At 67.7% G+C, this 24,031-nt stretch carries 24 protein-coding genes; 10 read left to right on the top strand and 14 right to left on the bottom strand.

Features of this window, described 5'->3' with window-relative positions:
- The first annotated feature begins 93 nt into the window (after positions 1-93).
- The 5 genes from ACYQOP_RS16265 (at position 94) to ACYQOP_RS16245 (ending at position 4,978) form a co-directional block, all read left to right on the top strand.
- Positions 94-1,020 (top strand): ABC transporter permease, encoded by a 927-nt coding sequence (locus tag ACYQOP_RS16265; protein ID WP_461223046.1) that lies wholly within the window; start codon positions 94-96, stop codon positions 1,018-1,020.
- A 30-nt stretch (positions 1,021-1,050) separates the two neighbouring features.
- Positions 1,051-2,127: a BMP family ABC transporter substrate-binding protein gene (locus ACYQOP_RS16260; RefSeq protein ID WP_461223045.1), complete on the top strand. Its 1,077-nt coding sequence runs from the start codon at positions 1,051-1,053 to the stop codon at positions 2,125-2,127.
- Between the two features lie 227 nt (positions 2,128-2,354).
- A complete protein-coding gene (locus tag ACYQOP_RS16255) occupies positions 2,355-3,080 on the top strand; it encodes an NUDIX hydrolase (protein WP_461223044.1) in 726 nt (241 codons plus the stop codon).
- Positions 3,081-3,098: 18 nt separating this feature from the next.
- Complete coding sequence (locus ACYQOP_RS16250) at positions 3,099-4,082, top strand: SPFH domain-containing protein (RefSeq protein ID WP_461223043.1); 984 nt, start codon at positions 3,099-3,101, stop codon at positions 4,080-4,082.
- Between the two features lie 2 nt (positions 4,083-4,084).
- Positions 4,085-4,978 (top strand): NAD(+)/NADH kinase, encoded by an 894-nt coding sequence (locus ACYQOP_RS16245; RefSeq protein WP_461223042.1) that lies wholly within the window; start codon positions 4,085-4,087, stop codon positions 4,976-4,978.
- 645 nt (positions 4,979-5,623) lie between these two features.
- Here the strand turns inward: ACYQOP_RS16245 and ACYQOP_RS16240 are convergent.
- From ACYQOP_RS16240 to ACYQOP_RS16200, 9 genes are all read right to left on the bottom strand, one after another.
- On the bottom strand, positions 5,624-5,899 hold the full coding sequence (locus ACYQOP_RS16240; protein ID WP_461223041.1) for a hypothetical protein: 276 nt from the start codon (positions 5,897-5,899) through the stop codon (positions 5,624-5,626).
- Between the two features lie 73 nt (positions 5,900-5,972).
- Positions 5,973-7,121, bottom strand: a complete 1,149-nt coding sequence (locus ACYQOP_RS16235) for a chromosome partitioning protein ParA (RefSeq protein ID WP_461223040.1) — start codon at positions 7,119-7,121, stop codon at positions 5,973-5,975.
- Between the two features lie 137 nt (positions 7,122-7,258).
- Positions 7,259-7,750: a YidB family protein gene (locus tag ACYQOP_RS16230; protein ID WP_056425030.1), complete on the bottom strand. Its 492-nt coding sequence runs from the start codon at positions 7,748-7,750 to the stop codon at positions 7,259-7,261.
- 154 nt (positions 7,751-7,904) lie between these two features.
- On the bottom strand, positions 7,905-8,339 hold the full coding sequence (locus tag ACYQOP_RS16225; RefSeq protein WP_207411829.1) for a BA14K family protein: 435 nt from the start codon (positions 8,337-8,339) through the stop codon (positions 7,905-7,907).
- Between the two features lie 178 nt (positions 8,340-8,517).
- On the bottom strand, positions 8,518-8,955 hold the full coding sequence (locus tag ACYQOP_RS16220) for a CsbD family protein (RefSeq protein ID WP_311273920.1): 438 nt from the start codon (positions 8,953-8,955) through the stop codon (positions 8,518-8,520).
- A gap of 85 nt (positions 8,956-9,040) precedes the next feature.
- Positions 9,041-9,244: a CsbD family protein gene (locus ACYQOP_RS16215; protein WP_056429224.1), complete on the bottom strand. Its 204-nt coding sequence runs from the start codon at positions 9,242-9,244 to the stop codon at positions 9,041-9,043.
- Positions 9,245-9,318: 74 nt separating this feature from the next.
- Entirely contained in the window at positions 9,319-10,239 is a 921-nt protein-coding gene (locus ACYQOP_RS16210) for a PhnA-like protein (protein ID WP_207411831.1), read from the bottom strand.
- 222 nt (positions 10,240-10,461) lie between these two features.
- Entirely contained in the window at positions 10,462-10,965 is a 504-nt protein-coding gene (locus ACYQOP_RS16205; protein ID WP_461223039.1) for a CsbD family protein, read from the bottom strand.
- A gap of 58 nt (positions 10,966-11,023) precedes the next feature.
- The gene (locus ACYQOP_RS16200; RefSeq protein ID WP_461223038.1) at positions 11,024-11,185 is read right to left on the bottom strand and encodes a CsbD family protein; all 162 of its coding nucleotides are present in this window, start codon (positions 11,183-11,185) and stop codon (positions 11,024-11,026) included.
- 538 nt (positions 11,186-11,723) lie between these two features.
- Between ACYQOP_RS16200 and ACYQOP_RS16195 the strand changes: the two genes are divergently transcribed.
- Positions 11,724-12,335: a sigma-70 family RNA polymerase sigma factor gene (locus tag ACYQOP_RS16195; RefSeq protein WP_461223037.1), complete on the top strand. Its 612-nt coding sequence runs from the start codon at positions 11,724-11,726 to the stop codon at positions 12,333-12,335.
- 111 nt (positions 12,336-12,446) lie between these two features.
- Here ACYQOP_RS16195 and ACYQOP_RS16190 read toward each other — a convergent pair whose 3' ends face one another.
- The 4 genes from ACYQOP_RS16190 to ACYQOP_RS16175 all read right to left on the bottom strand — a co-directional run bounded on the left by ACYQOP_RS16190 (position 12,447) and on the right by ACYQOP_RS16175 (position 17,646).
- Positions 12,447-13,679, bottom strand: a complete 1,233-nt coding sequence (locus ACYQOP_RS16190; protein ID WP_461223036.1) for an FAD-dependent monooxygenase — start codon at positions 13,677-13,679, stop codon at positions 12,447-12,449.
- 131 nt (positions 13,680-13,810) lie between these two features.
- Complete coding sequence (locus tag ACYQOP_RS16185) at positions 13,811-16,318, bottom strand: PAS domain-containing protein (protein WP_461223035.1); 2,508 nt, start codon at positions 16,316-16,318, stop codon at positions 13,811-13,813.
- Positions 16,318-16,509, bottom strand: a complete 192-nt coding sequence (locus ACYQOP_RS16180; RefSeq protein ID WP_056433188.1) for a type II toxin-antitoxin system ParD family antitoxin — start codon at positions 16,507-16,509, stop codon at positions 16,318-16,320. Before ACYQOP_RS16180 ends, ACYQOP_RS16185 begins: the two co-directional genes overlap by 1 nt.
- 258 nt (positions 16,510-16,767) lie before the next feature.
- A complete protein-coding gene (locus ACYQOP_RS16175; protein WP_461223033.1) occupies positions 16,768-17,646 on the bottom strand; it encodes an SDR family oxidoreductase in 879 nt (292 codons plus the stop codon).
- Positions 17,647-17,853: 207 nt separating this feature from the next.
- Here ACYQOP_RS16175 and ACYQOP_RS16170 point away from each other — a divergent pair, with 207 nt between their 5' ends.
- Entirely contained in the window at positions 17,854-18,771 is a 918-nt protein-coding gene (locus ACYQOP_RS16170) for a LysR family transcriptional regulator (RefSeq protein ID WP_207411838.1), read from the top strand.
- A gap of 223 nt (positions 18,772-18,994) precedes the next feature.
- Here the strand turns inward: ACYQOP_RS16170 and ACYQOP_RS16165 are convergent, their stop codons facing one another.
- Positions 18,995-19,897 carry a LysR family transcriptional regulator gene (locus ACYQOP_RS16165; protein WP_311273927.1) on the bottom strand — a complete coding sequence of 301 codons (903 nt, stop codon included), beginning with the start codon at positions 19,895-19,897 and terminating at the stop codon, positions 18,995-18,997.
- A gap of 172 nt (positions 19,898-20,069) precedes the next feature.
- On the opposite strand from ACYQOP_RS16165, the gene dctA reads away from it, so the two are divergent.
- From dctA to ACYQOP_RS16150, 3 genes are all read left to right on the top strand, one after another.
- On the top strand, positions 20,070-21,401 hold the full coding sequence (gene dctA / locus ACYQOP_RS16160; protein WP_056433200.1) for a C4-dicarboxylate transporter DctA: 1,332 nt from the start codon (positions 20,070-20,072) through the stop codon (positions 21,399-21,401).
- A gap of 74 nt (positions 21,402-21,475) precedes the next feature.
- Positions 21,476-22,639: a mandelate racemase/muconate lactonizing enzyme family protein gene (locus ACYQOP_RS16155; RefSeq protein ID WP_056433205.1), complete on the top strand. Its 1,164-nt coding sequence runs from the start codon at positions 21,476-21,478 to the stop codon at positions 22,637-22,639.
- A 386-nt stretch (positions 22,640-23,025) separates the two neighbouring features.
- On the top strand, positions 23,026-24,000 hold the full coding sequence (locus ACYQOP_RS16150) for a 2-hydroxyacid dehydrogenase (RefSeq protein ID WP_461223032.1): 975 nt from the start codon (positions 23,026-23,028) through the stop codon (positions 23,998-24,000).
- Positions 24,001-24,031 lie beyond the last annotated feature (31 nt).

The raw sequence follows: 24,031 nt of genomic DNA, 5'->3' as shown, positions 1-24,031 counted from the left end.
CCGGCCCGCGCGCATGATCCGTCTGTGCGCTCCTCGGCGAGAGACGACCCGCAAGGCGGCTGGACGGACGGCGCGTCGAAGGAAGCTCGCACCATGACTCTCGACGTCCTGCAGATGGTGCTCGTCACCATCGTCGCCGCCGCGACACCGCTGATGATCGCGGCGCTCGGCGAACTCGTGGTCGAGCGGTCCGGCGTGCTCAATCTCGGCGTCGAAGGCATGATGGTGCTCGGCGCCGCAACAGGCTTCGCGGTGGCCGTGGAGACGGGCTCGACATTGGCCGGAGCGGTGGCGGGGGCGGGGGCGGGCCTCGCCTTGTCGGCTCTGTTCGGGATCCTCACCGTGGTGCTCGCCGCCAACCAGATCGCGTCCGGGCTCGCCATGACGATCCTCGGCCTCGGCCTCTCGGGACTGGTCGGCGCCTCCTATGTCGGCATGAAGCGGGAATCGGCGCCGCATCTCGCCATTCCCGGCCTCACCGACCTTCCCGGCCTCGGCCGGCTGTTCTTCGGACAGGATGCGTTCGTCTATGCCGGCTTCGCCCTCGTTGCCGGAATCGCATGGTTCCTGTGGCGGACCAGGGCCGGTCTCGCGCTCCGCGCCATCGGCGACGACCACACCTCCACCCACGCGCTCGGCCTCAAGGTGCGCAAGGTCCGGTTTCTCGCGGTGCTGTTCGGGGGCGCATGCGCCGGTCTCGCCGGCGCCTATCTCTCCCTCGCCTACACGCCGTTCTGGGCTCCCGCCATGACTGCCGGCCGCGGCTGGATCGCCCTCGCCCTCGTCGTCTTCGCCTCCTGGCGCCCGCTGCGGGTGATGGCCGGCGCGATGCTGTTCGGCGGAGCCACGGTGCTGCAGCTTCACGCCCAGGCGGCGGGGCTCGGGCTGCCCGGTCAGGCCCTCTCGGCCCTGCCCTATCTCGCCACCATCCTGGCCCTCGTCTTGCTCTCCCTCGGGCGACGACAGGGTGGCTCGGTGGCCCCGGCCTCGCTCGGCCGCGTGTTCACGCCGTTCCGCTGAACGGCGCTTTTCGAAGAGGACGACGGTGATATGGGGATGATCAAGGGGGTCGCCGTCGCTGTGGCGCTCACGCTGGGGCTCGGTGCGGCCCAGGCGCAGGAGAAGCCGGCGGGCAAGCTGAAGGTCGGCTTCATCTATGTCGGGCCGGTGGCCGATTTCGGCTACTCGTTTCAGCACGACCAGAGCTGCAAGGCGTTGCTGGCAGCGATGCCGGACAAGGTCGAGACGAGCTTCCTCGAGAACGTGCCCGAGGCGGACAGCGAACGCTCCATCGAGAGCCTGGCGCGCTCGGGCCATCAGCTGATCTTCACCACCTCCTTCGGCTTCATGGAGCCCACCCTGAAGGTGGCCAAGAAATTCCCGAAGGTGAAGTTCGAGCATGCCACCGGCTACAAGCGCTCGGCCAACGTCTCGACCTATTCGGCACGGTTCTACGAGGGCCGCTACATCTGCGGCGAGATCGCCGGCAGGCTCTCCAAGACCGGCACGGTGGGCTACATCGCCTCGTTCCCGATCCCCGAGGTGGTGAGCGGCATCAATGCCTTCATGCTCCGCGCGCAATCGGTGAACCCCAACATCAAGCTCAAGATCGTCTGGGTGAACACCTGGTTCGATCCGGGCAAGGAGGCCGAGGCGGCCAAGGCCTTGCTGGCGCAGGGGGCCGACATCCTGTCCCAGCACACCGATTCCGCCGCTCCGCTGCAGGAGGCGGAGAAGCAGGGCAAGTTCGCCTTCGGCCAGTCCTCCGACCAGATGCGCTTCGCCCCGAAGGCTCAGCTCACCTCCATCGTCGACGATTGGGATGGCTACGTGATCGGCGAGGCCAAGGCCGTTCTGGACGGCACCTGGAAGAGCCACGACACCTGGGGCGGGATCAAGGAGGGCATGGTGGTGCTGGCGCCCTTCGCCAACATGCCCGACGACGTGAAAGCCAAGGCCGAGGCCTCCAAGAAGGCGATCGCCGACGGTACGCTCCATCCCTTCAAGGGGCCGGTCCTGAAACAGGATGGCAGCGTCGCCGTGAAGGAGGGCGAGACCGCCCCCGACCCGATGATCCTCGGCATGAACTGGTATGTGAAGGGCATCGACGACAAGCTGCCGAACTGACCCCGTCGCACCTGTAGCATCGATCCATTCCGGCCCGAAGAACCGGCCGTCGCACCTCAGGTGACGGCCGGTTTTTTCGTGCCTGGGGCGACGGAAGCTCTGTGGCCGATTCCTTTTCCGGACGCAGTCGCCGGACGAGGCCGGAACCCTGGACCCCGGCGACGCAGCTCTTGCCTTATATGCTCGATGCATCTAACTAAGATGCATCGAGCATATAAGGCTATCCCGTGACCGAAGCCGAGTTCCTGGCGGAGTATGATCCCGCCGCCTACGAGCGCCCTGCCCTCGCCGTCGATCTCGTCCTGCTGGGACTGCGCGCGGGCCGGCTCGCGGCGCTGCTGCTGAAGCGGGACCAGCTTCCGCATGCCGGCCGCTGGGCGCTGCCCGGCGGCTTCGTCGGCATCGACCAGACCCTCGATGCGGCGGCCCTGCATGTCCTGCAGGAGAAGGCCGGCATCGCCAGGGCGCATCTGGAGCAGCTCTACACATTCGGCGCCCTCGACCGCGATCCGCGGATGCGGATCATCAGCGTCGCCTATCTGGCTCTTCTGCCGGAGGCTGACTTCGCCGAGGCGCTGGAGCGCTCGGCGGCCCTCATGCCGGCCACCATCGCGGTGCCGTGGCCGGGCGAGACGGGCGGAGAGGTGACGGCCCTGTCGCCGAAGGGAGAGACGCTTCCCCTCGCCTTCGACCATGCCGCCATCCTGGCCATGGCGATCCTGCGGTTGCGCGGCAAGCTCGACTATTCGGATGTGGGCTTTGCCCTCCTGCCCGAGCACTTCACCCTGCGCCAGTTGCAGGACGTGCACGAGGCGGTGCTCGGCACCACGCTCAACAAGCCGGCTTTCCGACGCAGAATGCTCGACCGGGGCTGGCTGGCGCCGACCGGATTGCGTGAGGCCGGAACGTCGTTCCGGCCGGCCGAACTCTACCGATTTCAACCATCTCGCTGAACGCACAGGAGGATTTCCATGGCGACGATCCGCAATATCGGCCTGGTCGCGCAGCTGAGGAGCGAGGCGAGCAGCCACGTCATCCGCTACCGCAAGGGACGCATCCGGCAGAGCGGCCGGGGCCTCGTGTTCTGGTTCCGCCCCGAGACGTCGAGCATCGCCGAAGTGCCGATGGACGACCGCGAGATGACGTTGTTCGTGCGGGGCCGCAGCCAGGATTTCCAGGCCGTCGCCGTGCAGGGGACGATCGGCTGGCACGTGGTCGATCCCGAGCGGTTGGCGAACCGCATCGATTTCTCCATCGGCCTTCGCAACGGAAAGCTCCAGGGTGAGCCGATCGAGAAGATCGAGGCCCGCATCGCCGGCATCGCCAGTCAGGCGGTGCTGCAATATCTCGGTGGCAAGCCGGTGCGCGCCATCCTGGATGCCGGCCCCGAGCCCCTGCGCGGAGGACTGGAGACCGTTCTGGCGGGGGACCAGTCCCTGGCCGAGATCGGCGTCTCGGCGGTGTCGGTGCGGCTTACCAACCTCGCGCCGACGAGCGAGCTCGAACGCGCCCTGCAGACCCCGACCTTCGAAGCGCTTCAGCAGAAGGCCGACGAGGCGACCTTCTCCCGTCGGGCGCTCGCCGTGGAGAAGGAGCGCGCCATCGCCGAGAACGAACTCGCCACGCGCACGGAACTGGCGCGTCGGGAGAAGCTCCTCATCTCCGAGGAGGCCGAGAACGCGCGAAGCCGCGCCGCCGGTCTCGCCGAGGCGCAAGGCGTCGAGGCGATGGCGGAAGCGGAGCGCATCCGCCTCGTCGAGGGGGCCAGGGTCCTGGCCGAGGCGCAGCGCGTCGCGATCTACCGCGACCTGCCGCCCGCGGTTCTGCTCGGCCTCGCCGCGCAGGAACTGGCGGGCAAGCTCGACACGATCGAGCATGTCAGCGTGACGCCCGACCTCCTCGCCGCCGTGATGGGCGAGTTTCACAAGCCCCGTCCGATGGTGGGGGCGCGCTAGGCATGGCCGCCCTCACCCACCGCGCGGTCTTCGTCATCCGCGAGACGGATTACGAGGCCCTGATCGCCCGGCACGCCACGAGCGGTCAGGCGCGCTTCTTCCTCGAGAGCCGTGGGCAGAAGCTCGAGGACGTGGTGGAGCGCCACGAGCGTTTCCACGCCGTGCTCGCCCAGGCGCGGGCCTCGGTTCCGGACGAATGGCGCCAAGCCCTGGTCCGGCGGGCCGATCTCGACCGTTTCCTGTTCGCACCCGACGACGTGATCGTCGCCGTGGGGCAGGATGGGCTGGTGGCGAATGTGGCGAAGTATCTCGGAGCGCAGCCCGTCATCGGCATCAACCCGGCGCCGGACCTCTATGACGGTATCCTCGCCCGCATCGCCGTCGAGCGGTTGGGCGCTCTCCTCCCCGCCAGCGTGAACGGTGCGGCGACGATCGAGCGTCGCACCATGGTCCGGGCAATCCTCGACCATGGCGAGACGCTGTTTGCCCTCAACGAGATCTTCGTCGGGCATCGCAGCCACCAATCCGCACGCTACCGGATCGAGACGGCGGACGAGGCCGAGGATCATTCCTCCAGCGGGCTCATCGTGGCCTCCGGGACCGGGATCACCGGATGGGCCCGCTCCATCGCCGAGGCGACGCATCTCACCATCCCGCTCGGAACCGAGGAGGCGGCGGTGGGCTATTGGGTGCGCGAGCCCTTCCCCAGTGTCGCCAGCACCACGCGGCTGCGCGCCGGCAAGTTGAAAGATGCCGGGCTCCTCATCACCTCGCGGATGAACGACGGCGGCGTCGTGTTCGCGGACGGTATCGAGCAGGATTTCCTGCCATTCGGATGGGGTTCCCAGGTCAGGCTCTCGCCGGCGGACCGCACCCTCAACCTTGCCGTCGGTTAGACAGTCACGGGGTTACTGTTCCATTCTCCGCCGTGATTTTATTTCGTCACAAGATCAGTAGCCGTTACCGCCATGATAGCCGTCATAGCCTATAGCCGGCGCGAAGCCATGTGACGCCGTCGATGGGCCGCCCCAGCTATAGCTTTGTCCCATCGGGTAGATGAGACTTTCGCTCAGAGGATGGGGCGCGACAGGAGAGCTTGACCGTAATGACTTTTGCGGAGGTTGTTCAGGATTGGCGCGCTTCCTGAAGATCGAGAGGACAGATGATACGCGACGCATGCATGCCTCCGACTTAAACTTGGAAGCAAGAAACAAGTTCGCGTCAATACCGTTCCTTCATCCGCCGATTATTCGATTATGGTCGTCGTTCGTGTTCGCGACAGGAACCTGCGGCGATTCTACATGCCGCAGGCCATTCCGAAATATTTGGTCGTCCCATCGCCCGCTACGAGCTTGCGAGCATGCTCGTCGATTGGAGGATGACGACCACCAGCGTGACGAGGGCCGCGACGGCCACGACATAGGTGATGGCCTTGGTGAACTTGGTCATGGATCCGATCCGTTTCTCTGTGTTTTTCGTGTCGCACGCCCCCGACGCCACTCTCACCGGGCAAGACGGGGCACGGGCTGTCGTCTTACGTGTCAGTCTTCGGCGTCGTCGGAGGAGCGGCCACGCGACCGCTCATAAGCCGCGATGGCGCTCGAGCATCCTTCCGAAAGGTTCGGGCGATTGCGCTTGAAGCAGGCTTTCACTTCAGGGCCGCCGGGCTTCATTCCCGCGCAGAGTCGCAGGTAATCGCCGCCGCAGCTCGCCCGCATGGCCTCCATTTCGGGGCCCTCCTGCGCCGCGGATGGCTGGGTCATGGCTAGCGCTCCGACGAGAGCGAGACCCGTCAGGGCTAAGATACGGATGGTCATGCTGCGATCTTCATAGGGGACAGGGCCGGATGGGCGACCCACGCAAGCGTTGCTCGCGTGGGTCGTTGTTGCCTCAACGAGACGGCTGATTGGTGGCGGGTTGGCCGGGCGCCACGGCCGGCGGAGCGGCGAGCTGCTGGCGGGTCTCGGCGAGCTTCGCCTGGGCGGCGCTCAGATCCTGCCGGGCGGAGGCCAGGCGCTCGTCGATGGAGGCAGCCTCCTTGTTGCGGGTGGCCAGGGTCTCGGTGAGCGTGGCCAACTCTCCCTGCGCATCGGTCTGGCGCTTGCGCAGCGCGTCGATGGCAGCGGTGCCGGCATCGCGGTCGGCGGAGAGCTTCTGCAACGCCTGCTCGGCCTGGCCACGCTCGGACACGACGCGGTCGCGTTGCGCCTGGACCTCGGCGAGGTCGTTGCGGACAGTCGCCAGGGCCTCGCGCGCCTGCTGGGCGTCGCGGTTGGCGAGGCTGATCTCGGCGGTGAGCTTGTCCTTGTTGGCGCTCAATTCGGCGACGGCCTGATCGATCTCCGTGCGCTGCTTGGTGGCCTGCTCGGTCGCCGCACGCGCGTCAGCCAGTTCCTTCTGCGCGGCGGCGGCGGCCTCGCGGGCATTCTGCTGGCGCTCCTCGGCCTTGGCGAGGTCGGCCGTCTTGGCCGTCGCCTCCTGGGTCATGGTCGCGAGATCGGCGCGGAGCTTGGCCTCCTGCACGCGGGCGTCCTCGAGACGGCGACCGACCTCGGCGAGATCCCGGGCGCGGTCCACCGCCGATGTCTCCGCGGTGGTGATGGCCTCGCGCAACGGCGTCAGCTTTCCCTCGGCCTGCGTGACCTGGCTCTGCAGCTCGGTAAGCTTGCGGGCCTCTGCCTCGGCCGTCTTCTTTGCCTCGGTCACCTTGGCCTCAGCCGTCTGCTGCTCCTGCGTCAGGGCCGCGGCGCGCGACTTCGCCTGCTCGGCGGCCTGGCTCGCCTGCTGGTCCTGCTGCTGGGCGGTGGCGATCTTGGCCTGGAGCGCATTCAGGGTTCCGGCGGTCGAGACCTGTCGCTCGAGATCGGCGCGTAGCGCAATCTGCTGGCTCTGCAGATCCTCGATCCGATGGTCCCGGGCGCTGCGCTGGCGCGCGCCCGCGATGGAGGCGACGATGAGCCAGACCAGCAGGATCGCGGCCACGACAGCGAGGCTGAAGGGCAAGGGTCGGCGGAGTTCCGAGCGGTAGTCGATGGCCATGAGGGTCTCGCGGTGTCGGGGAAGGCGGTGGATCGAACCCCGGCGCGGCATCGCCCGGCGTCGTATACGGCGGGCGCTGTCATGCGCCGGCCGCATCGTGGCTTCGTGTCGGGTAGGTCTGGCCTGCGAGTCTGGCCTTAAGCCGGCTTGCGGCCGTCGGCGGCGTAGCGGTCGATGGCCGAGGGCAGCTCGCGCGAGAGGCGGGACAGGAGCGCGGCGCGGCTCAGCCCGGTCTGCTGGGTGAGGTGGTCGAGGGTGTCCGTGCCGATGGCACGTTCCAGATCCGCCTCGGGAATGTCGCGGTTGGCGCCCTGGTTGACCCAGGACGTCGCGGTCTCGCCATGACCGCCCTTGGTGAAGTGATCGACGAGTTCACTCAGGCCGCTGGCGATCAGCCCGCCCACGCCGGCCGTGCCGAGGCCGCCCAGAAGACTTCCGAGGCCGCCCGTGGAGCCTGTGTTCGCGCTGGTGTTGGGAATCGGCGGGACGGTGCCGTGGTTCGGGCTCAGGGACGGAGCCGACGGGGCATCGTGCCCCTTCAGCAGTTCGGCGAGCTTGTCGCGGTTCTGGTAGCCGGCCACGGCCAACAGGCCCAGCAGCGCGGTCATCGAGGGATAGCCCTTGCTCATCTGTCGTCCTTGTCGGTGGGGAGTGGGGGGCGGAAGGCAGTCCGCGGAAATCCGGCCCGGCATGGGAGCCGAGCCGGCGTTGAAAGGAGTGCCGCGGGAGCCGGGGCGGAGCGACGCCGGCATTTTCCGGGCGTGTCCGGGCCCCATCGATGGATCAGGGGCAGGTGTGACGGTCGCCGTCGTTGCCGAGATAGGTTCCGCTGGCCGCGTCGTAAGAGCGGAAACGGCGGGCGCAGGCCGCGACGGCCTCGGCCGGGACCCCACGCGGGGCGGCCTGGGCCTGCGAGTTGGCGATGGCACCGCCGATGATGGCCCCCGCCGCAAGGCCTGCCACGCCTGCGCCGACGGCGGCGCCCACGCCGGGACCACGGCGGTAGCCGTAGCCACGACGATGGCCGTAGCCCCGGCCGTATCCACGCCCGCCACGCCAGCCGTGCCGATGACCGAAGCGACGGTGCTGCACGTACCCGGTCGCCAGGTCACCACGGACCAGCGCCTCGATCGGAGAGACGGTGGCCGGGGAGGCCTGGGCCGGAAGCCCGATCAGGGTTGCGGCCAAGGTGGCGGCGAGGGCGAAGGTCAGCTTCATCGTGAGGTGGTCTCCTGACGTACGATGGGGAAATGCCGAAACCGGATCAGTAGCCCCGACGGTTCGGCGGTGCGGCGGACCGGCCGCCGAAATGGCGGCTGACATAGGCGATGACCTTCGGAAGCAGGAAGGCAGTCAGGAGCTTGCGGATCATGGGATGGTCTCCGAGGACGAGGGATCAACGCTTGGAACGGGACAGCCATCCGACCGCGAAAGCGACGGCGGCGAGGCCGAACAGGGCGGAGGCTCGGTTGTTGTCGGCGTAGCGAACGGCCTGCCGGCCGTAGGTCGTGCCGCGCTTGCGGGCGTGACGCGCGAGGTCGCGGCCATCGGCAATGAGGTGTCCGGCCCGATCTCGCGCCTCGTCGACGAGGTGACGTCCGTCCTCGACGAGATTTCCGGCGCGATCCCGGATCTCATGGGCGATGTCTCGGCCATCCTGGGCCAAATCCTCGGCCCTGCCACGGGCCCGACCGTAGGCGTATTGCGCACCGCCGGCCACCTGATTGACGGCGCCGCGCACCTGACGGGCGGGATCACCGGTGATCCCACCGAGCGCGGTCTGGGCGCGGCCCGTGAGGTGGCGGGACGCGCCGCGGAACTGGTCGCCGTTCATGAGATACTCCCAGGTTCGAAATTGATGGAGGTGACGGGCCCCGGATCGGGTCGGGGCCCGCCCTTTCGGGTCAGCGTTTGCGGGGTCAGCGCTTGCCGGTGACCGTGTCGACCACCGAGGCGACGCCGTCCTTGGCCTCGCCGACGGTGCGCTGGGCCTCGCCCTTGAGTTCCTGGGCCTTGCCCTCGGCGACCAGCGTGTCGTTGCCCGTGACCTTGCCGGCCGCCTGCTTGACGTTGCCGGCGGCTTCGTTGGCGAGGCCCTTCAGCTTGTCCGTGGTGCTGCTCATGGGGATGCTCCTTCGGTTCGGGAATGAGGATCGTAGGGGGGCGGCCGGTCGCGGGTGACCGGCCGGGGAGTGGCTCAGGCGCGGCGGGCGCCGTAGCTGTCGGCGAGGGTGTGGAGCTTCGGGGCGCCGAGGCGGCCGCCGAAGAAGCCGGCGAGCGCGCCGAGGATCAGGGCGAGCGCACCGTAGAAGGCGCCCTGGGTGGCGGCGGACTTGGCGGCGACGGCCGCGGCCTCGGCCTTCTGCTTGGCGGTGGCGACGGTCTCTTCGTACTGCTTGCGGTAGTCCTGGATCTGCGTCTTGGCCTGGTCGACCGGGATGCCCTGGGCCTTGGCCAACGCGTCGGCGGCACGGTTCTCGGCCTGGGCCTTCTGGCTCGGATCACCCGTGAACAGGGCGCGGATCGCGGCGACGGCGGCGTCCTTGGCGGCCTGCGGGTCCTGGCCTGCGGCCTGGTTGCGGACGCTCTGCTCGATGCCGTCGAGCGGGTTGGTGATCTTCGACAGCGACGGGGCAGCGGCCTGGGCCGCGGTCTGCACAGTGCCGCCGACCAGCGAGCCGGCTCCGCCCAGCGTGCTGGTCACGCCGGAGAAGGCGCCGCCGATGAGGCCGCCCGCAGCGGAGGTGAGAAGATATAGGACGACGAGGGTGGTTACCGCCCAGGAAACGAGGCCGTGCAGGCCGGCGGCGCCTGTGACGGGCTTGCCCGACAGACGCCCGGCGATGAAGCCGCCCGCCAGGGCGGCCACGATGCCCGAGACGATGAACCAGATGCCGGCGCTGAGCGACAGGGTCGAGGCGGCCGGGTTGTCGGCGGCCACCGGTCCGACGCTGGACAAGCCGATGCCGACGCCGACCATGTTGAGGATGACCTGGGTCACCAGGGCGGTGACGGCGCCGGCGAAGATCGCGCCCCACGACACCTGGTTCAGCAGGACGGTGCGGGTGTCGGCGGCAGCCGGGGTGGATGAGGTCGCAAGAAGGGGGGAAGTGGACACGATACTGGTACTCCGGGTCGTCGGTCGTCCGAGAAGCTCGGTCGTTCGGGGGTGGGTGAACTCATGGGCCCGACCGCGCGGTCACGGCGCGGTCGGGCCGATCGATCGCGGCGCTAGAGCTGCGCCCGACCACGTTGGGTCGGGGCACATCTCCAGGCCTTTGTTTTGCCGCGCTCTTTTTCGCCGAACCGGCATCCACTTCGGCGGAGAGCGCTCTAAGCGTCAGTCGCGGCCGTGGATGAGGAGGCCGATTCCGTAGCCGAGGAGGCCGGCGACCAGCAGGGCGGCGACAGGGTGCTCGGCGATCTGGTTGCTGGCTTCGCGGCCGCCTTGGCGCAGATAATTGCCGCCGTTTTCGTAGGCGTCCTCGGCCCGGTCATAGGCCTCGCGGCCAGCCCTGCGGACGGAGCGCTCGGCGCGGTCGTAGGTGTCGGCAGCGGCGCCCTGGGCGCGGCGCGCGCGGTCCTCGACGTCGTCGGACCCGATCAGGTTTCCGACCGTGTCGCGAACCTTGCCGCCGATGTCGCGGGCGGTATCGACCACTTGGTCGGCCGCGTCGCGCACGGTGTCCTTGGCCTGGCCATAGAGGTTCTCGGCAGCACCCTGTGCCTCGCGCGCACGGCCCTCCGCCGAATCCCGCTTCGAACCAGTGAGGTCGCCCACCGTGCCCTGCACTTTGCCGCCGAGTTCCTTGGCGGCGCCCGTGATGCGATCCGCATCGACCATGATGTCTCTCCTGTTCTTGTCGTGAAGGATGTTCGTGAAGCGTGACGTTCCGCCGAAGCTACGACTTTGGGGTGGTCTTCGGTTTCACGTCGGGTTTCAGTAATTTCTGCTGAGATCTGCCATCGGCTTCGACTTCTGGATCTCCGACCAGTTTTCCGATGGCCTCTTTCACCGAGGCCTTGAGCTTGTCGGAAGCATCGGTCGTCTTTCGCGCGCTCACGGGATGCTCCAATGCCTCAGCGACTGACACACCCCTCAAGTGGCTCGTGCTCACTGCCGAGCAATGATGCAAATCTACTAGTAGAGTGATTTTTATTCGTCAGTTCAGATCAAGGGGAAACTGTCGCTACGGCTCTGGACAACGTCTGCGGAATGCTCGTGCTCGTTGAGCTTCCGGCGGGCGGCCTCCGTGTGGCCGCCCGTCATGACGATCGAGAAAAGGAGAGTCCTTGCGCCCGCCGACCCGCCGAAGCTCATGCCTGCCGCCGCCAACCACCTTCGACCGCCTTCCGTGCCGCCTGTATCAAGCCCGCCTCTAACAGGTGGGGGTGGCCGGCGGTTCCGATGTGTGAAAGCGAAAGACTGGTATATCTGGATCATTGACGTGAACGTGAGCGATCATCCAGAAGCGCGTACGTATTCTCAACCGTAGAAGCACGGCGACCTCCGGCCGCTATCCGGTACAAGGACGTATCTGCGGAATGTACGTCACCACAGAAGCTAAAGAATCTTCATATCCAGATGGCTCGAATCCCCCTGTGCAGGATGAGCTTGGACGAAGACTTGAAGAGCTCATTCCCAGAGCGGGCACGGTCGAGGCCGATACGCGGCTCGGTAGGGTTCTGCTCCGGCTCAGAGCCGCCCTGCTCGACGCGGAGGCGGAGCGGCAGGTCTCGAAGGCGTTCAGCGACGGGTTGATCGCCCTCGTGCCGCGCCTGCGCCGCTTCGCTCTCCTGCGCACCGGCAACATCGTGGAGGCCGACGACATGGTCCGGGCCACGCTGATGCGGGCCTGGGAACAGCGCTCCCGGTTCGCTGAGAGCACCAGCCTCGTGGCGTGGCTGTTCACGATCCTGCGCAATATCCACCACAACAAGCACAGGCGCGTGAGGCGCCGGATCTTGGATTTCGACGGTGCCGTCGCGGCCGAACACTCGGCTGCTGCCAACCAGCAGCAAGGGGCCGCCCATCTCGTATTACAGGCCGCCCTGGATGCCGTTCCCATGGAGGAGCGAGAGACGTTGTTGCTGGTGACGGTGGATGGACTCACGAATGAGGAGGCGGCCGCCGTGCTCGGGTGCCCCGTCGGCACCGTGAGGGTCCGGGTGAGCCAGGCGCGTTACCGCCTCACCCTTTCCCTGGGCCAATGACGCCGATGTCCGCGCGCTTGCGCTGAGAGTGAGGAGTCGCCCGGCCGTTCGGTCCGGCGTCCGTCGCTCTGCTGACTCTGTCGGGTCCAGGCGCTTTCGTCGCGCAAGCGATCAGGCTGTCCGAAGCGTGGAGGATGGCCCCTCGTCAGCCGTGGGCGGAGGGTCGTAACGCGACATGTCGGGTGCCTTCGGCGCATTCGAGAACAGTTTTCCTGCGATACGCCGTGTGATGGGCATGCTGGCGAACCGCAACGCACCGTGGAGGAGACGGATGCCGAGGCGACTTTTCGGGTTCGCCAATTTCGGGGCGATCTTCGGGACGTCCTGGCCCTGCTCGACCATCGGTCGCATAGCCCTCTCGTAGGCATCGAAGCCCGAGCGAATATCGGCGGTCCGCGAGAGCTCGTGGGCCAGCACGAAGGCGCCGGTTATGGCGAGGGTAGTGCCGATGCCCGCGAGCGGCGTGGCGCACCAGGCCGCATCACCCACCAGTGAGACGCAGCCCTTCGACCAGCGCGGCATCCGGACCTGGCGAAGGACGTCGAAGTAGAAATCCTCCGTCGTGTCCAGGCCGGCGAGGACACGTCCGGTCTGCCAGCCGGCGCCGGCGAAGCGCTCCCGCAGGAACGCCTTCTGCTGGTCGCTGTCCCAGCTTTGCTCGTTCCCCGGCGGCTGCCGGAGGGACAGCATCGCCCGCGTGGTGCCGTTGCGGTCGGGTCGAAGCGAGACGCTCCGGCCACCGGTCGCGTTGTACCAGCGCCAGAGCCGGTCGTCGTCGGCGACGCGCGGGATGGTGAAATAGGCGATGACGAGATCCATCCAGCGCGGATCGTTCTCGCCGGGGAAGACGAGCTCGCGCGTCGCCGAACCGACGCCCTCGGCGATGACGACGGCGTCGTAGCGCTCGGTGCGACCGCTCGCGAAGGTGACGGTCGCCGCCTCCCCGTCCTGGTCGATCCTGTCGATGCTGTCACCGAAACGAAACCGTGCCGTGTCGCGCCCGGCCTCGTAGAGGAGGCGGGCGAGGTCCCCGCGCAGGATCTCCATCTCGGCCGTCGGTCCGTCGCCGCCGTCCCTGTCCACGAGGAATTGAGCGGCGATCCGGCCCTCGCCATCGACCCAAGCGGTTCCAGTTTCGCCCGTTCCGCGTTCGAGGGCGATCTGTTCCAGCCCCATCCGGCGCAGTACCTCACGGCCGACGCCGCGCACGTCGATGTTCTGGCCGCCGTCCCGGAAGGTGGGTGCCCGTTCGACCACGGTGACCTCGTTTCCAAGATGGGCGAGCCACCATGCGAGGGTACAGCCGGCCACGCTGGCTCCGGTGACGAGGATGCGATGAGCCATGAAATGTCCGGGGGCGTGGTGACGATGTGGGGCTGGATCTAGGTTCCGAGCACGGAAGCACCAGCGGACGATCGATGTCAGGGGGCAGGCTTCCCGACTTCGACGCTAGGAATTCGCGAATGCCGCTTCGATCAGTCGACGAGCGCGTTCATCCGCTTCGTCGTCAATTGCCTCAGGATGCGCCCGAGCTGTTCGGCCGAGTACGGCTTGTGCAGAAGCTCGAAACCCTCCGTTCCATCCTGCGCCAGGACGTGGCTGTAGCCTGAGGCGAGCAGTATCGGCAGGCTCGGCAGCTGCGCGCGCAATCGCTTGGCCAGGGCGATGCCGCCCATGCCCGGCATCACTACGTCCGAGAACACGGCGTCGAATCCGTTGCCCTCGCTCCCCAACAGCTCCAGGGCTGCCTCGGCATTGACGGCCCAGGTGGTGCGGTAGCCGAGGTCTTCGAGGATCTGCGTGGCGAAGCGGCCCACCTCGATATTGTCCTCGACCACCAGGACGCGCTGGCCCGCACCCATCGGGGAGCCCGGGGCCGGCTGCGGTATCTCGCGGTCCGCGCCGTTCTGCTCGATCACGATCTCGGGCAGGTAGAGCGTGAACGTCGTGCCGTGCCCGAGCCTGGTCGACACGTCGACATCGCCGCCGGACTGCTTGGCAAAACCGAACACCTGGCTGAGGCCGAGGCCGGTTCCCTTCCCCACCTCCTTGGTGGTGAAGAACGGCTCGAAGATGCGGCCCAACTGCTCAGGCGCGATTCCGGTGCCCGTATCGGTGAGGGAGATCGCCGCGAAGGCTCCGAGGGCGACCGCATGCCCCCGGATCGGCGGCAGCTTTCCCCGGCGCACCAGAGTCAGGGTCAGGGTCCCCTCCCCGTCCATCGCATCGCGGGCAATCACCGCCATGTTGACGAGGGCGGTCTCGAACTGGCTCAGGTCCGCCTTCACGAAGCAGGGCTCGTCGGGCGTTTCCACCGTCAGGCGGATGCGGGCCCCCGTCACGGTGTCGATCATCTCCGAGACGGCGCGCAGGCGCTCGCCGACCTCGAACACTTCGGGCTTGAGGGCCTGGCGGCGGGCGAAGGCGAGGAGCTGCCCGGTCAGCTTCGCGGCGCGGTCGACCGTATCGGACACGGCATCGAGGTAGCGCCGCTTGCGCTCCTCGGGCAGCTCCGGCCGGCGCAGGAAATCGACGGATGAGCGGATGATGGTCAGGAGGTTGTTGAAATCGTGCGCCACGCCTCCGGTCAGCTGCCCGACGGCCTCCATTTTCTGCGATTGGCGCAACGCTTCCTGCGTGTCGGCGAGTGCGGTCTCGGCGCGTAGCCGCTCCGAGATATCCTTGGCGTAGTGGAACGCCCCGACGATGTGTCCCACCTCGTCGCGCAAGGGCGAGTAGGACACCTCCCAATAGGGCTTCGCCAGGTCGGGGTCGCCGAATTCCTCGGTGACGGTGAATGTCTCGCCCCGGAGCGCGCGCTCCATCAACCCGCGCATGACCGGGGCTTGGTCCGGCGGGAACAGGTCGGGGAACACCTCGCCGACCTGCACGCGGTGGGCGAAGATGCGGAAGAACTCGTCGCTATGGGCCTGATTGAAGGCGATGAGCCGGTACGCGGTGTCGAAGGCGCAGATGGGCGCGGCGCTGGATTGGAGGATGTCGCGCGACAGACGAAGCTCCGCCGTCCGCTCCGCGACCTGCCGCTCCAGGTCGTCGTTCAGGGCTTGCAGGGCTTCCGCCCCGGCTTGCCGCGCGGTCTCGGCCCGGTAGCGCTCGGTGATGTCGCGGGAGATGCCGACGAGCTTGAGGGCACCGCCCTCGTCAGGCTGGAAGGGCGCGAAGCTCACCTCCCACCAGCGAAGGTCGCCATCGGCCGTCTGGGCCTGCCCCTCGATGCGTGAGACCTCTCCGGCGGCCGCCCGCCGGACGGCATCGCGGAGCTTGGCGCGCTCGCCCTCCGGCCAGAGCCCGGCATATTCCTGCCCCACCACGTCCTGCAGCGATCCGATCTGGTTGAGTTCCAGGCCCCGCGCGCTCATGAATTCCAGCGTGCCGTCGGCGCAGAGCACCTTCACGCAATCCGGGCTCGCCCTGAGGATGCCTCTGACGAAGGCGTCGCTGCGCCGGAGCGCCTCTCGGTCGGCGAGGCGCCTATGCGCGTCGAGATGGAAGCCGATGAGGTCGGCGAACATCCTGAACATGCCGACGGTCTCCGGCGTGTTCAGTCGGGCCGGACGAGGGTCGATGGCGCAGAGCGTGCCGAAGAAGCTGCCGTCCGGCAGGGTGATGGGCATCGAGATGTAGCTCTGGAAGCCGTACATCTCCGGGGTCGGATGCGCCTGGAACGCCGGGTCCTCGGACACGTGGTCGATGACCACTCCCGTCCCGGACGAGCGGATCGCGTCGCAGATCGTGGTGGCGACCGGCAGCTCGCCACCCGGCGCCAGACCGAAGGCGATGTCGTCCTTGACACTGCAGGCGACCCAGCGGTCGTCCGTCACCCTGGCGATGGCGGCGAAGCCCATGCCGGTCGTCCGACAGACCACGTTCAGGATCGTCGGAACCGCGGCGATGCCCTCGACCGCAATGATATCCGCCTGGAAGTCGTGCGGGGCGGACGGAGCGGCAATCGAGGGGGGCATCATCTGTCCGCCGCTTTGGCGGAGCTATGGCCGCGGGAGCGAGGCACCGCGTGGTCACGCTCGATCAGAAGGCGAAGACCGGCGCGGACGACTTCGCTGGCATTTGCGTAATGCCCACTCGCGACCTGACCCTTGATGTAGCTCTCCAGCTCATGGGTCAGGGCGATGTTGCGGGTCGGCGTGCTTGACATGACCGGACGGTGTCACAGGGCCATGAAGCTGTCAAAAGTTAGCAACTGTGCCGGTCGCGGGGGCAGCGGCAGCGGTTCAATCAGCTCTGATCCCGCAGGCATCCGGGAGCGTGTCGAACCGGCCGTTCGGCCACATCCGGTGCATCCCGATCCGTTCAGCGCAGGAGCTGGAAGGCCTCCACGAGGCAACGTCCCCTCCATCGAGCGAAACCGAACCCGTCAAAAAGCGGCGGGTGGCATGTCCCGCCGCCTCATGTTTCAGATGACGTGTGCCATGCCCATGGCCCGAAGCATGTCGTTCTGGATCGGAGCCACCGCCTCATTGATGCGCGCGACGCCGAAATCCACGCCCTCGGGCATGACCACCGTGCGCAGGGGACGCCGCTCCGTTGCCTCGACCAGCCCTGCGATCGCATCGGCGACGAGTTGCGGGCGCGGAGGATGGGCGGGGTCGTACGACTTGTCGGCGTTGTCCTTGATCTGGCCCGGGATCGACGCCACTGCGCCATAGGCGGTCAGTACGCCCGTATCGGACGGCTCGGGGCTGGACGAGATCAGGCTGCTGGGGAACGGGCCCGGCTCCACGATGACCGAATCGATCCCGAAGCCGCTCAGCTCGTAACGATAGGTCTCCGCCAGGGCTTCGAGCGCGAACTTGGTCGCCGCATAGACACCGAAGAACGGGATGACGAAGCGTCCCATCAGCGACGTGACCTGCACGATCAGTCCGCTGCCGGCGGCGCGCATATGCGGCAGGACGGCACGGTCGGCGCGGACCGCCCCAAAGACATTGACCGCGAACAGCCGTTCGACATCGGCGATCGTGTAGGCTTCCGTCACCCCGATGGGCATCAGGCCGGCATTGTTGACCAGAACGTCGATCCTGCCGTGCTGCGCGATGACCCGAGCGATGGCGGCCTCGACCGAGTCGTCGCTGACCACATCCATTTCGAGGACCTGCAGGAGATTCCCCTCCGCCTTCGCGGCCTCGATCAGTTCGTTCCGGACCGCGCTGTTCCGGCCTTCGACATCCCGCATGGTCGCGATGACGGTGTGACCGCACCTCGCCAGTTCCAGGGCCGTGAGTTTTCCAAAGCCACTGCTCGCGCCGGTGACCACCACGACTTTCGCGCTCATCCTCAGTTCTTCCTTTTCCATCCGGGGCGTGCCTACGGGACTCGACCTCTGCCGCCCTTTGGGCGGGGCCGCTCCTGTCGGGGCCTCGCCGTCCGTCCGCCCTTCCTCTAGCGTAGATTTTTCTGCGGCTTCAGATCTGAGTATTCGCTTCTTTGTTGCCTGTGGCGCTACAATCGACGGATCAGGATCGGCAGGATCGGGCGACCGATGCGGGACAAGTTCGACGGCGTGCAGATCTTCGTGGAGGCGGTAGAGGCTGGCGGGTTCGCGCGGGCGGCCGACCGGCTGTCCCTGTCCCGGTCCGCCGTCGGCAAGGCCGTAGCCCGGCTCGAGGAGCGGCTCGGCGTGCGCCTGTTTCAGCGGACCACGCGCACCCAGAGCCTGACGGAAGCCGGGCAGCAATTCTACGAACATTGCCTGCGCGCCGTCGCGGAATTGCGGACCGGCGAGGCGCTCCTCGAATCGGGCCGCCAGGAGGTGGCGGGGCGATTGCGGATCTCGATGCCGGTTCTCCTCGGCCGGCGCTGCGCGGCGCCGATCCTGCTCGACTACGCCAAGGCGCATCCGAAGCTGGAACTCGACCTGAATTTCAGCGACCGGGTCATCGACCTGATCGCCGACGGCTTCGACCTCGGGCTGCGCTTCGGCGCGCTCGGCAACAACAGCTCTCTGCGTGCCCGGCGGCTGGTGACGGAACGTATGGTGCTCTGCGCCTCCCCGTCCTACCTCGACGCGCGCGGACGCCCGGAGGAGCTCGCGGATCTCGCCGGGCACGACGCACTCGCCTATGCGCGCGGCGACCGCGGCTATGCTTGGCGCCTGCCGGATGCCAACGGCGTCCTCGTCCCGGTTTCCCCACATTCCAGGCTGCGGTTCGACGACGTCGAAGTCATCCTGAGCGCCGCCAAGGCGGGGCTCGGCCTCTGCTGGCTCCAACACTGGCTGATCCGCGACAGCCTGCAAAAGGGTGAACTCGTCCAGCTCTGGGCGGAGCGGCCCTACGCGACCATGGATTGCTACGCCGTCTGGCCCGCGGCACGGTATCTGCCGTTGCGGTCACGCCTCGCCATCGATGCGCTCGCCAGCCGGATGCCGAGTGACGGTGTCGTCAAGCACCCTGGGTAGGATCGCGGAGCCCCCTGGGAGATGAGCGGGAGTCGGCCGTTCAGGGGGCGGCCCGATTCGGTTCATAGGCTATCGACCTGTCTTGCCGACTCCTCTCCGAAGGAAGGGCAGACCCCAACCTTGCCATAGACGGCGATTGACTGACTTCCCGAAAGCAGATGTCCACCGGCCCAAGACTGGCCGTGCTCCACGGGGATGCGGCTGTGATCGACGCACCCACGAGCTATGAGGTTTGCGCTCCGGTGAGATAGTCCCAAAGCTCGTCGGCGGCGTGATTGCGGCACTCGAGCGAGCGGAACAGTCTGATCTCGATGGGCACGTCGAACTGTTCGTGCCCCGCGCGGACGAGGCGACCGCGCGTCTGATCGTCGGCCGCGACCGTTTGTGGGAGCCATGCGACGCCGTGCCCCTCGCGCGCCATGGTCGTCAGCGTCGCGGCGAGATGCGAGGTGAAGCGGGTGTCGAGGTGGAACGAATCCCCGTTGCGGCAGCTCGCCAGGATGCGCCCGAGGCCCGAGGCCTGGCTGTAGGCCAGGTAGGGAACCGGCTCGGCGGACGATCCCGGCAGCGACCACAGACCCGCGCCGTCTCCCGAGGGCGCGCAAAGCGGGATGAGACGATCGTCGCCGACCCGCACGCTCTCGAACCGGTCGGGCTCGAACCGTGTCGGGGCGTTCCCGTGGAAGTGGCAGAGCAGGAAGTGCACCTCGCCCGACAGCATGATCTGCTCGCAGGCTTCCATGCTGTCCGAAATGAGATTGAGCGTGCCCAGCGTCCGGGATCGCATGACCCGGCGGACCCAACTCGGAAAGAACGTGAACGATAGGGCGTGGGTCGCGGCGATGGAGAGTGTCGCCGTATCCTGAGCGCCCACCGCCCGCGTCTCGCGGCGGGCCCGCTCCAGGCTGTGCAGCAGAGCCTGGGCTGCCGGGAGGAAGGTGACGCCGGCCGGGGTCAGCGCCGCCCCTTGCGCGCCCCGTGCGAAGAGCGGCGTCCCGACCCAATCCTCGAGAGCCCGGATGCGCCGGCTGAAGGCCGGTTGCGTCACGCTCCGCGCCTCGGCCGCGCGCGAGAACGTCTTCTGCTCCGCCAGCGCGAGGAAGTCCTTCAGCCAGTCCAGATCCATCGATCAGCCAGTGTCCGTCAGCCCGTCCAGCCCGATGCCGACCGCGCATAGCGCGCACCGAACATGGCATTGGCCGAGCGACGGTGTCCAGGCGTAAAGACGACCTCAAGCCCCACAAGAGGGATCACTAATCAAGCTGCCCGCTAAGTGGCAGATCAGGAGGAAACAGATCATGAAGTCATGGCTAAGCCGACTCTATGTTCAAGTCTTCATAGCAATCGTCATCGGCGGGTTCGTCGGGTATTTCCTGCCCGACGTCGCCGTCACGCTGCAGCCCCTGGCGGACGGCTTCATCAAGCTGATCAAGATGCTGCTCGCGCCGGTCATCTTCGGTACCATCGTGGTCGGCATCGCCAAGATGGGTAACATGAAGGAGGTCGGCCGCATCGGTGTGCGCGCGCTGATCTACTTCGAGGTCGTCTCGACGCTGGCCCTCGTCATCGGCCTCGTGGTGGTCAACGTGATGCAGCCGGGCGTCGGCATGAACATCGACGCCACGCATATCGACGGCAGCGCCATCGCCTCCTACGCCAAGCGGGCGGAAGCGCAGCCCGGCATCGTCGGCTTCCTGATGGACATCATCCCCTCGACGATGGTGGATGCCTTCGCCAAGGGCGCCATGCTGCAGATCATCCTGATCTCGCTGCTCTTCGGCCTCGCCCTGGTTCAGGCGGGCGAACGCGGCAAGCCGGTGGTCGTCGTCATCGACAGCCTGCTGGACGCGCTGTTCCGCATCGTCGCCATGGTGATGCGCCTGGCCCCCATTGGTGCGGGTGCCGGCGTCGCCTTCACCATCGGTAAGTACGGGTTCGGTACCGTATGGTCCCTCGCCTACCTCATGCTCGGTGTCTACGCCACGTCGATCCTGTTCGTCGTGCTGGTGCTCGGCTCCGTCTGCGCCTGGACCGGGTTCTCGCTCTTCAAGGTCCTCGGCTTCTTCAAGGACGAGATCCTCATCACCTTCGGGACCTGCTCCACCGAGGCCGTGATGCCCCGGATGATGGCCAAGCTGGAGCGGGTGGGCTGCGAGAAGTCGGTGGTCGGCCTCGTTCTGCCGACGGGCTACACCTTCAACGCCGACGGCACCTGCATCTACCTGACCATGGCGGCGATCTTCGTCGCCCAGGCCACCAACACGCCGCTGGGCATCGGCGACCAGCTCGTCGTCCTGGGCGTGCTGCTCCTGACCTCGAAAGGGTCGGCGGGTGTCGCAGGGGCCGGGTTCGTCACCCTCGCCGCCACCCTGTCGAGCATCCACACTGTCCCGGTCGCCGGCCTCGTCCTTCTGCTCGGCGTCGATCGCTTCATGAACGAGGCACGGGCGGTCACGAACCTCATCGGCAATGCGGTCGCCACCATCGCGGTCGCCAAGTGGGAAGGCGCCTTCGACCTCGCCAAGGCGGAGGAGGCCTACCGCAACCGGGCCGCCGTCTCGTCCGAGGACGTCGTTCCCGACACGGAAGCCGGGCATGCCCTGCCCCGCCCCGTGGCGGCCGCCCACTAGACCTTCCGGCTGCTTTCGTCCGCCTCCATCCCTTCCCCCCGCGCGAATCCCTTCGCATCTCAAGGAGAGCCACCATGCGTATCGTCGACGTCTGCGAGATCACCAAGCCGATCTCCTCGCCCATCCGCAACGCCTATATCGACTTCTCGAAGATGACCGCCAGCCTCGTGGCCGTGGTCACGGACGTGGAGCGCGACGGCCGCCGGGTGGTGGGCTACGGCTTCAATTCCAACGGCCGCTACGGCCAGGGCGGCCTGATCCGCGAGCGCTTCAAGAACCGCATCCTCGAGGCCGAGCCCGCTAGCGTGCTGAACGAGGCTGGCGACAACCTCGACCCGCACAAGCTCTGGGCGGCGATGATGACCAACGAGAAGCCCGGCGGCCACGGCGAGCGCTCGGTGGCGGTGGGCACCCTCGACATGGCGATCTGGGACGCCACCGCCAAGATCGCCGGCAAGCCGCTGTTCCGGATGCTCGCCGAGCAGAAGGGCGTCGAGGCCAATCCGCGCGTCTTCGTCTACGCGGCCGGCGGCTATTACTATCCCGGCAAGGACGACACCCAGCTGCGTGCCGAGATGCGCGGCTACCTCGACCGTGGCTACAACGTCGTGAAGATGAAGATCGGCGGCGTGCCGATCGAGGAGGACCAGCGCCGCATCGAGGCCGTGCTGAAGGAGATCGGCTCCCAGGCGCAGCTCGCCGTCGACGTGAACGGCCGCTTCAACCTCGAACAGGGCATCGCCTACGCCAAGATGCTGCGCCAGTACCCGCTGTTCTGGTACGAGGAGATCGGCGATCCCCTCGACTACGCCCTGCAGGCCGCGATCTCCGAGTTCTATCCCGGCCCGATGGCGACCGGCGAGAACCTGTTCTCGCACCAGGATGCCCGCAACCTCCTGCGCTACGGCGGCATGCGGCCCGACCGCGACTACCTGCAGTTCGACTGCGCCCTGTCCTACGGCCTCGTCGAGTATCTCCGCACCCTCGACGTGCTGGAGCAGTTCGGCTGGTCGCCCAAGCGCTGCATCCCGCATGGCGGTCACCAGATGTCGCTCAACATCGCTGCCGGCCTCGGGCTGGGCGGCAACGAGAGCTACCCGGACCTGTTCCAGCCCTATGGTGGCTTCCCGGACGGGGTGAAGGTCGAGGACGGCCACATCGTCATGCCGGAGCTTCCCGGCATCGGCTTCGAGGGCAAGTCGGACCTGATCAAGGTCATGCGCGAACTCGCCGAGTAAGCGGCGACCGATCCGTGCGGGGCGCGATCCGGCCCCGCACGGCCTCCACCGCCGTCGCCCGGCTCCGGGCGGCGGCCGTCTTCCGGGAACCGACGTGCCGAGGAAATCCGTACGATGCGACCGCTCAGTGATGAGGAGCGAGCCGTTCTGTCCGCTTTGACCGAAGATTTCGTCAGCGCCACGGTGGTCAAGGTCAGGTCCGGCCTTCCGCGTGGCCAGAGGAACGAGACAGTCCTTGCGGCCTGTATGGGATTGGCGCAACGCGGTCTTGCCGAGCGGGCCGGCTCCGGGTTGCGGTCCACCCTCCGCTGGCGGAAAGCACAAGGTGGCTTCGCCCCGGAGTGGGAGCGCCACCTCCACGGAACACGCAACCGCGAAGAGGCCCCATGACAGCGCATGCGAAGGCGGAGATCCTGCTGCTGAAGGCGATCCTGCCCGATACGATCCGGGCCCTCGACGAGCGCTTCGTCCTCCACCGCCTCGATCGGGCCACGGACCGGGACGCGTTCCTGGCGGAGGTCGGCCCGGCCATTCGCGGCGTGGTGGTGGGAGGACAGGCGCCGGCGGGAGCCGATCTCTTCGCGCGCCTCCCCGCCCTGGAGATCGTCGCCAATTTCGGTGTCGGCTACGACACGATCGACGTCGCGGCCGCCAAGGACCGGGGCGCCGTCGTCACCAACACTCCGGACGTGCTCACCGAGGAGGTCGCCGACCTCGCCCTCGGCCTGCTCCTCGCCACCGTCCGCCGCCTACCACAGGCCGACCGCTATCTCCGCGCGGGCGCCTGGCCGAAAGCCCCGTTTCCGCTCTCGCCCTCGCTGCGCGGGCGCCGCATCGGCATCCTCGGCCTCGGGCGGATCGGGCACGCCATCGCCACGCGCCTCGACGGATTCGGCTGCGCCATCGCCTATCACGGCCGCCGCCGGCAACCCGAGGTGGCCTATGACTACCACCCGAGCGCGGTCGAGCTGGCGCGGGCCTGCGACGTCCTCGTGGTCGTGGCGCCCGGCGGCGGAGCCGGGCCCCTCGTCACCGCGGAGGTGCTGGGCGCCCTCGGCCCCGACGGTATCCTCATCAACGTGGCCCGCGGCAGCCTCGTCGACGAGGACGCCCTGATCGCGGCCCTGCAGCAGGGCGCGATCCACTCGGCCGGCCTCGACGTGTTCGCGAACGAACCCCGGGTTCCCGACGCCCTCATCGCCTTGGACAACGTGGTCCTGCTGCCGCATGTGGGTTCGGCCACCCATCACACCCGCCGCGCCATGGGCAACCTCCTCGTGGACAACCTCGTTGCCTGGTTCGAGGGTCGGGGGCCGGTGACCCCCGTCGCCGAGACGCCCTGGCCGTCGAGCGCCGCCTGATCCCCAAACCCATCCGCGGAGCGCCATTCCC

The organism is Methylobacterium sp. CM6247, from assembly GCF_054817925.1.
The sequence above is the reverse complement of the archived record's forward strand: the minus strand, read 5'-3'. Positions and strand labels throughout refer to the sequence as shown.

Bases quoted from the DNA above. Each gene is read 5' to 3' on its own strand.
- ACYQOP_RS16265 (WP_461223046.1), top strand. From the start codon at position 94: ATGACTCTCGACGTCCTGCAGATGGTGCTCGTCACCATCGTCGCCGCC.
- ACYQOP_RS16260 (WP_461223045.1), top strand. From the start codon at position 1,051: ATGGGGATGATCAAGGGGGTCGCCGTCGCTGTGGCGCTCACGCTGGGG.
- ACYQOP_RS16250 (WP_461223043.1), top strand. From the start codon at position 3,099: ATGGCGACGATCCGCAATATCGGCCTGGTCGCGCAGCTGAGGAGCGAG.
- ACYQOP_RS16245 (WP_461223042.1), top strand. From the start codon at position 4,085: ATGGCCGCCCTCACCCACCGCGCGGTCTTCGTCATCCGCGAGACGGAT.
- ACYQOP_RS16240 (WP_461223041.1), bottom strand. From the start codon at position 5,899: ATGACCATCCGTATCTTAGCCCTGACGGGTCTCGCTCTCGTCGGAGCG.
- ACYQOP_RS16235 (WP_461223040.1), bottom strand. From the start codon at position 7,121: ATGGCCATCGACTACCGCTCGGAACTCCGCCGACCCTTGCCCTTCAGC.
- ACYQOP_RS16230 (WP_056425030.1), bottom strand. From the start codon at position 7,750: ATGAGCAAGGGCTATCCCTCGATGACCGCGCTGCTGGGCCTGTTGGCC.
- ACYQOP_RS16225 (WP_207411829.1), bottom strand. From the start codon at position 8,339: ATGAAGCTGACCTTCGCCCTCGCCGCCACCTTGGCCGCAACCCTGATC.
- ACYQOP_RS16220 (WP_311273920.1), bottom strand. From the start codon at position 8,955: ATGAACGGCGACCAGTTCCGCGGCGCGTCCCGCCACCTCACGGGCCGC.
- ACYQOP_RS16215 (WP_056429224.1), bottom strand. From the start codon at position 9,244: ATGAGCAGCACCACGGACAAGCTGAAGGGCCTCGCCAACGAAGCCGCC.
- ACYQOP_RS16205 (WP_461223039.1), bottom strand. From the start codon at position 10,965: ATGGTCGATGCGGATCGCATCACGGGCGCCGCCAAGGAACTCGGCGGC.
- ACYQOP_RS16190 (WP_461223036.1), bottom strand. From the start codon at position 13,679: ATGGCTCATCGCATCCTCGTCACCGGAGCCAGCGTGGCCGGCTGTACC.
- ACYQOP_RS16185 (WP_461223035.1), bottom strand. From the start codon at position 16,318: ATGCCCCCCTCGATTGCCGCTCCGTCCGCCCCGCACGACTTCCAGGCG.
- ACYQOP_RS16180 (WP_056433188.1), bottom strand. From the start codon at position 16,509: ATGTCAAGCACGCCGACCCGCAACATCGCCCTGACCCATGAGCTGGAG.
- ACYQOP_RS16175 (WP_461223033.1), bottom strand. From the start codon at position 17,646: ATGAGCGCGAAAGTCGTGGTGGTCACCGGCGCGAGCAGTGGCTTTGGA.
- ACYQOP_RS16170 (WP_207411838.1), top strand. From the start codon at position 17,854: ATGCGGGACAAGTTCGACGGCGTGCAGATCTTCGTGGAGGCGGTAGAG.
- ACYQOP_RS16165 (WP_311273927.1), bottom strand. From the start codon at position 19,897: ATGGATCTGGACTGGCTGAAGGACTTCCTCGCGCTGGCGGAGCAGAAG.
- dctA (WP_056433200.1), top strand. From the start codon at position 20,070: ATGAAGTCATGGCTAAGCCGACTCTATGTTCAAGTCTTCATAGCAATC.
- ACYQOP_RS16155 (WP_056433205.1), top strand. From the start codon at position 21,476: ATGCGTATCGTCGACGTCTGCGAGATCACCAAGCCGATCTCCTCGCCC.
- ACYQOP_RS16150 (WP_461223032.1), top strand. From the start codon at position 23,026: ATGACAGCGCATGCGAAGGCGGAGATCCTGCTGCTGAAGGCGATCCTG.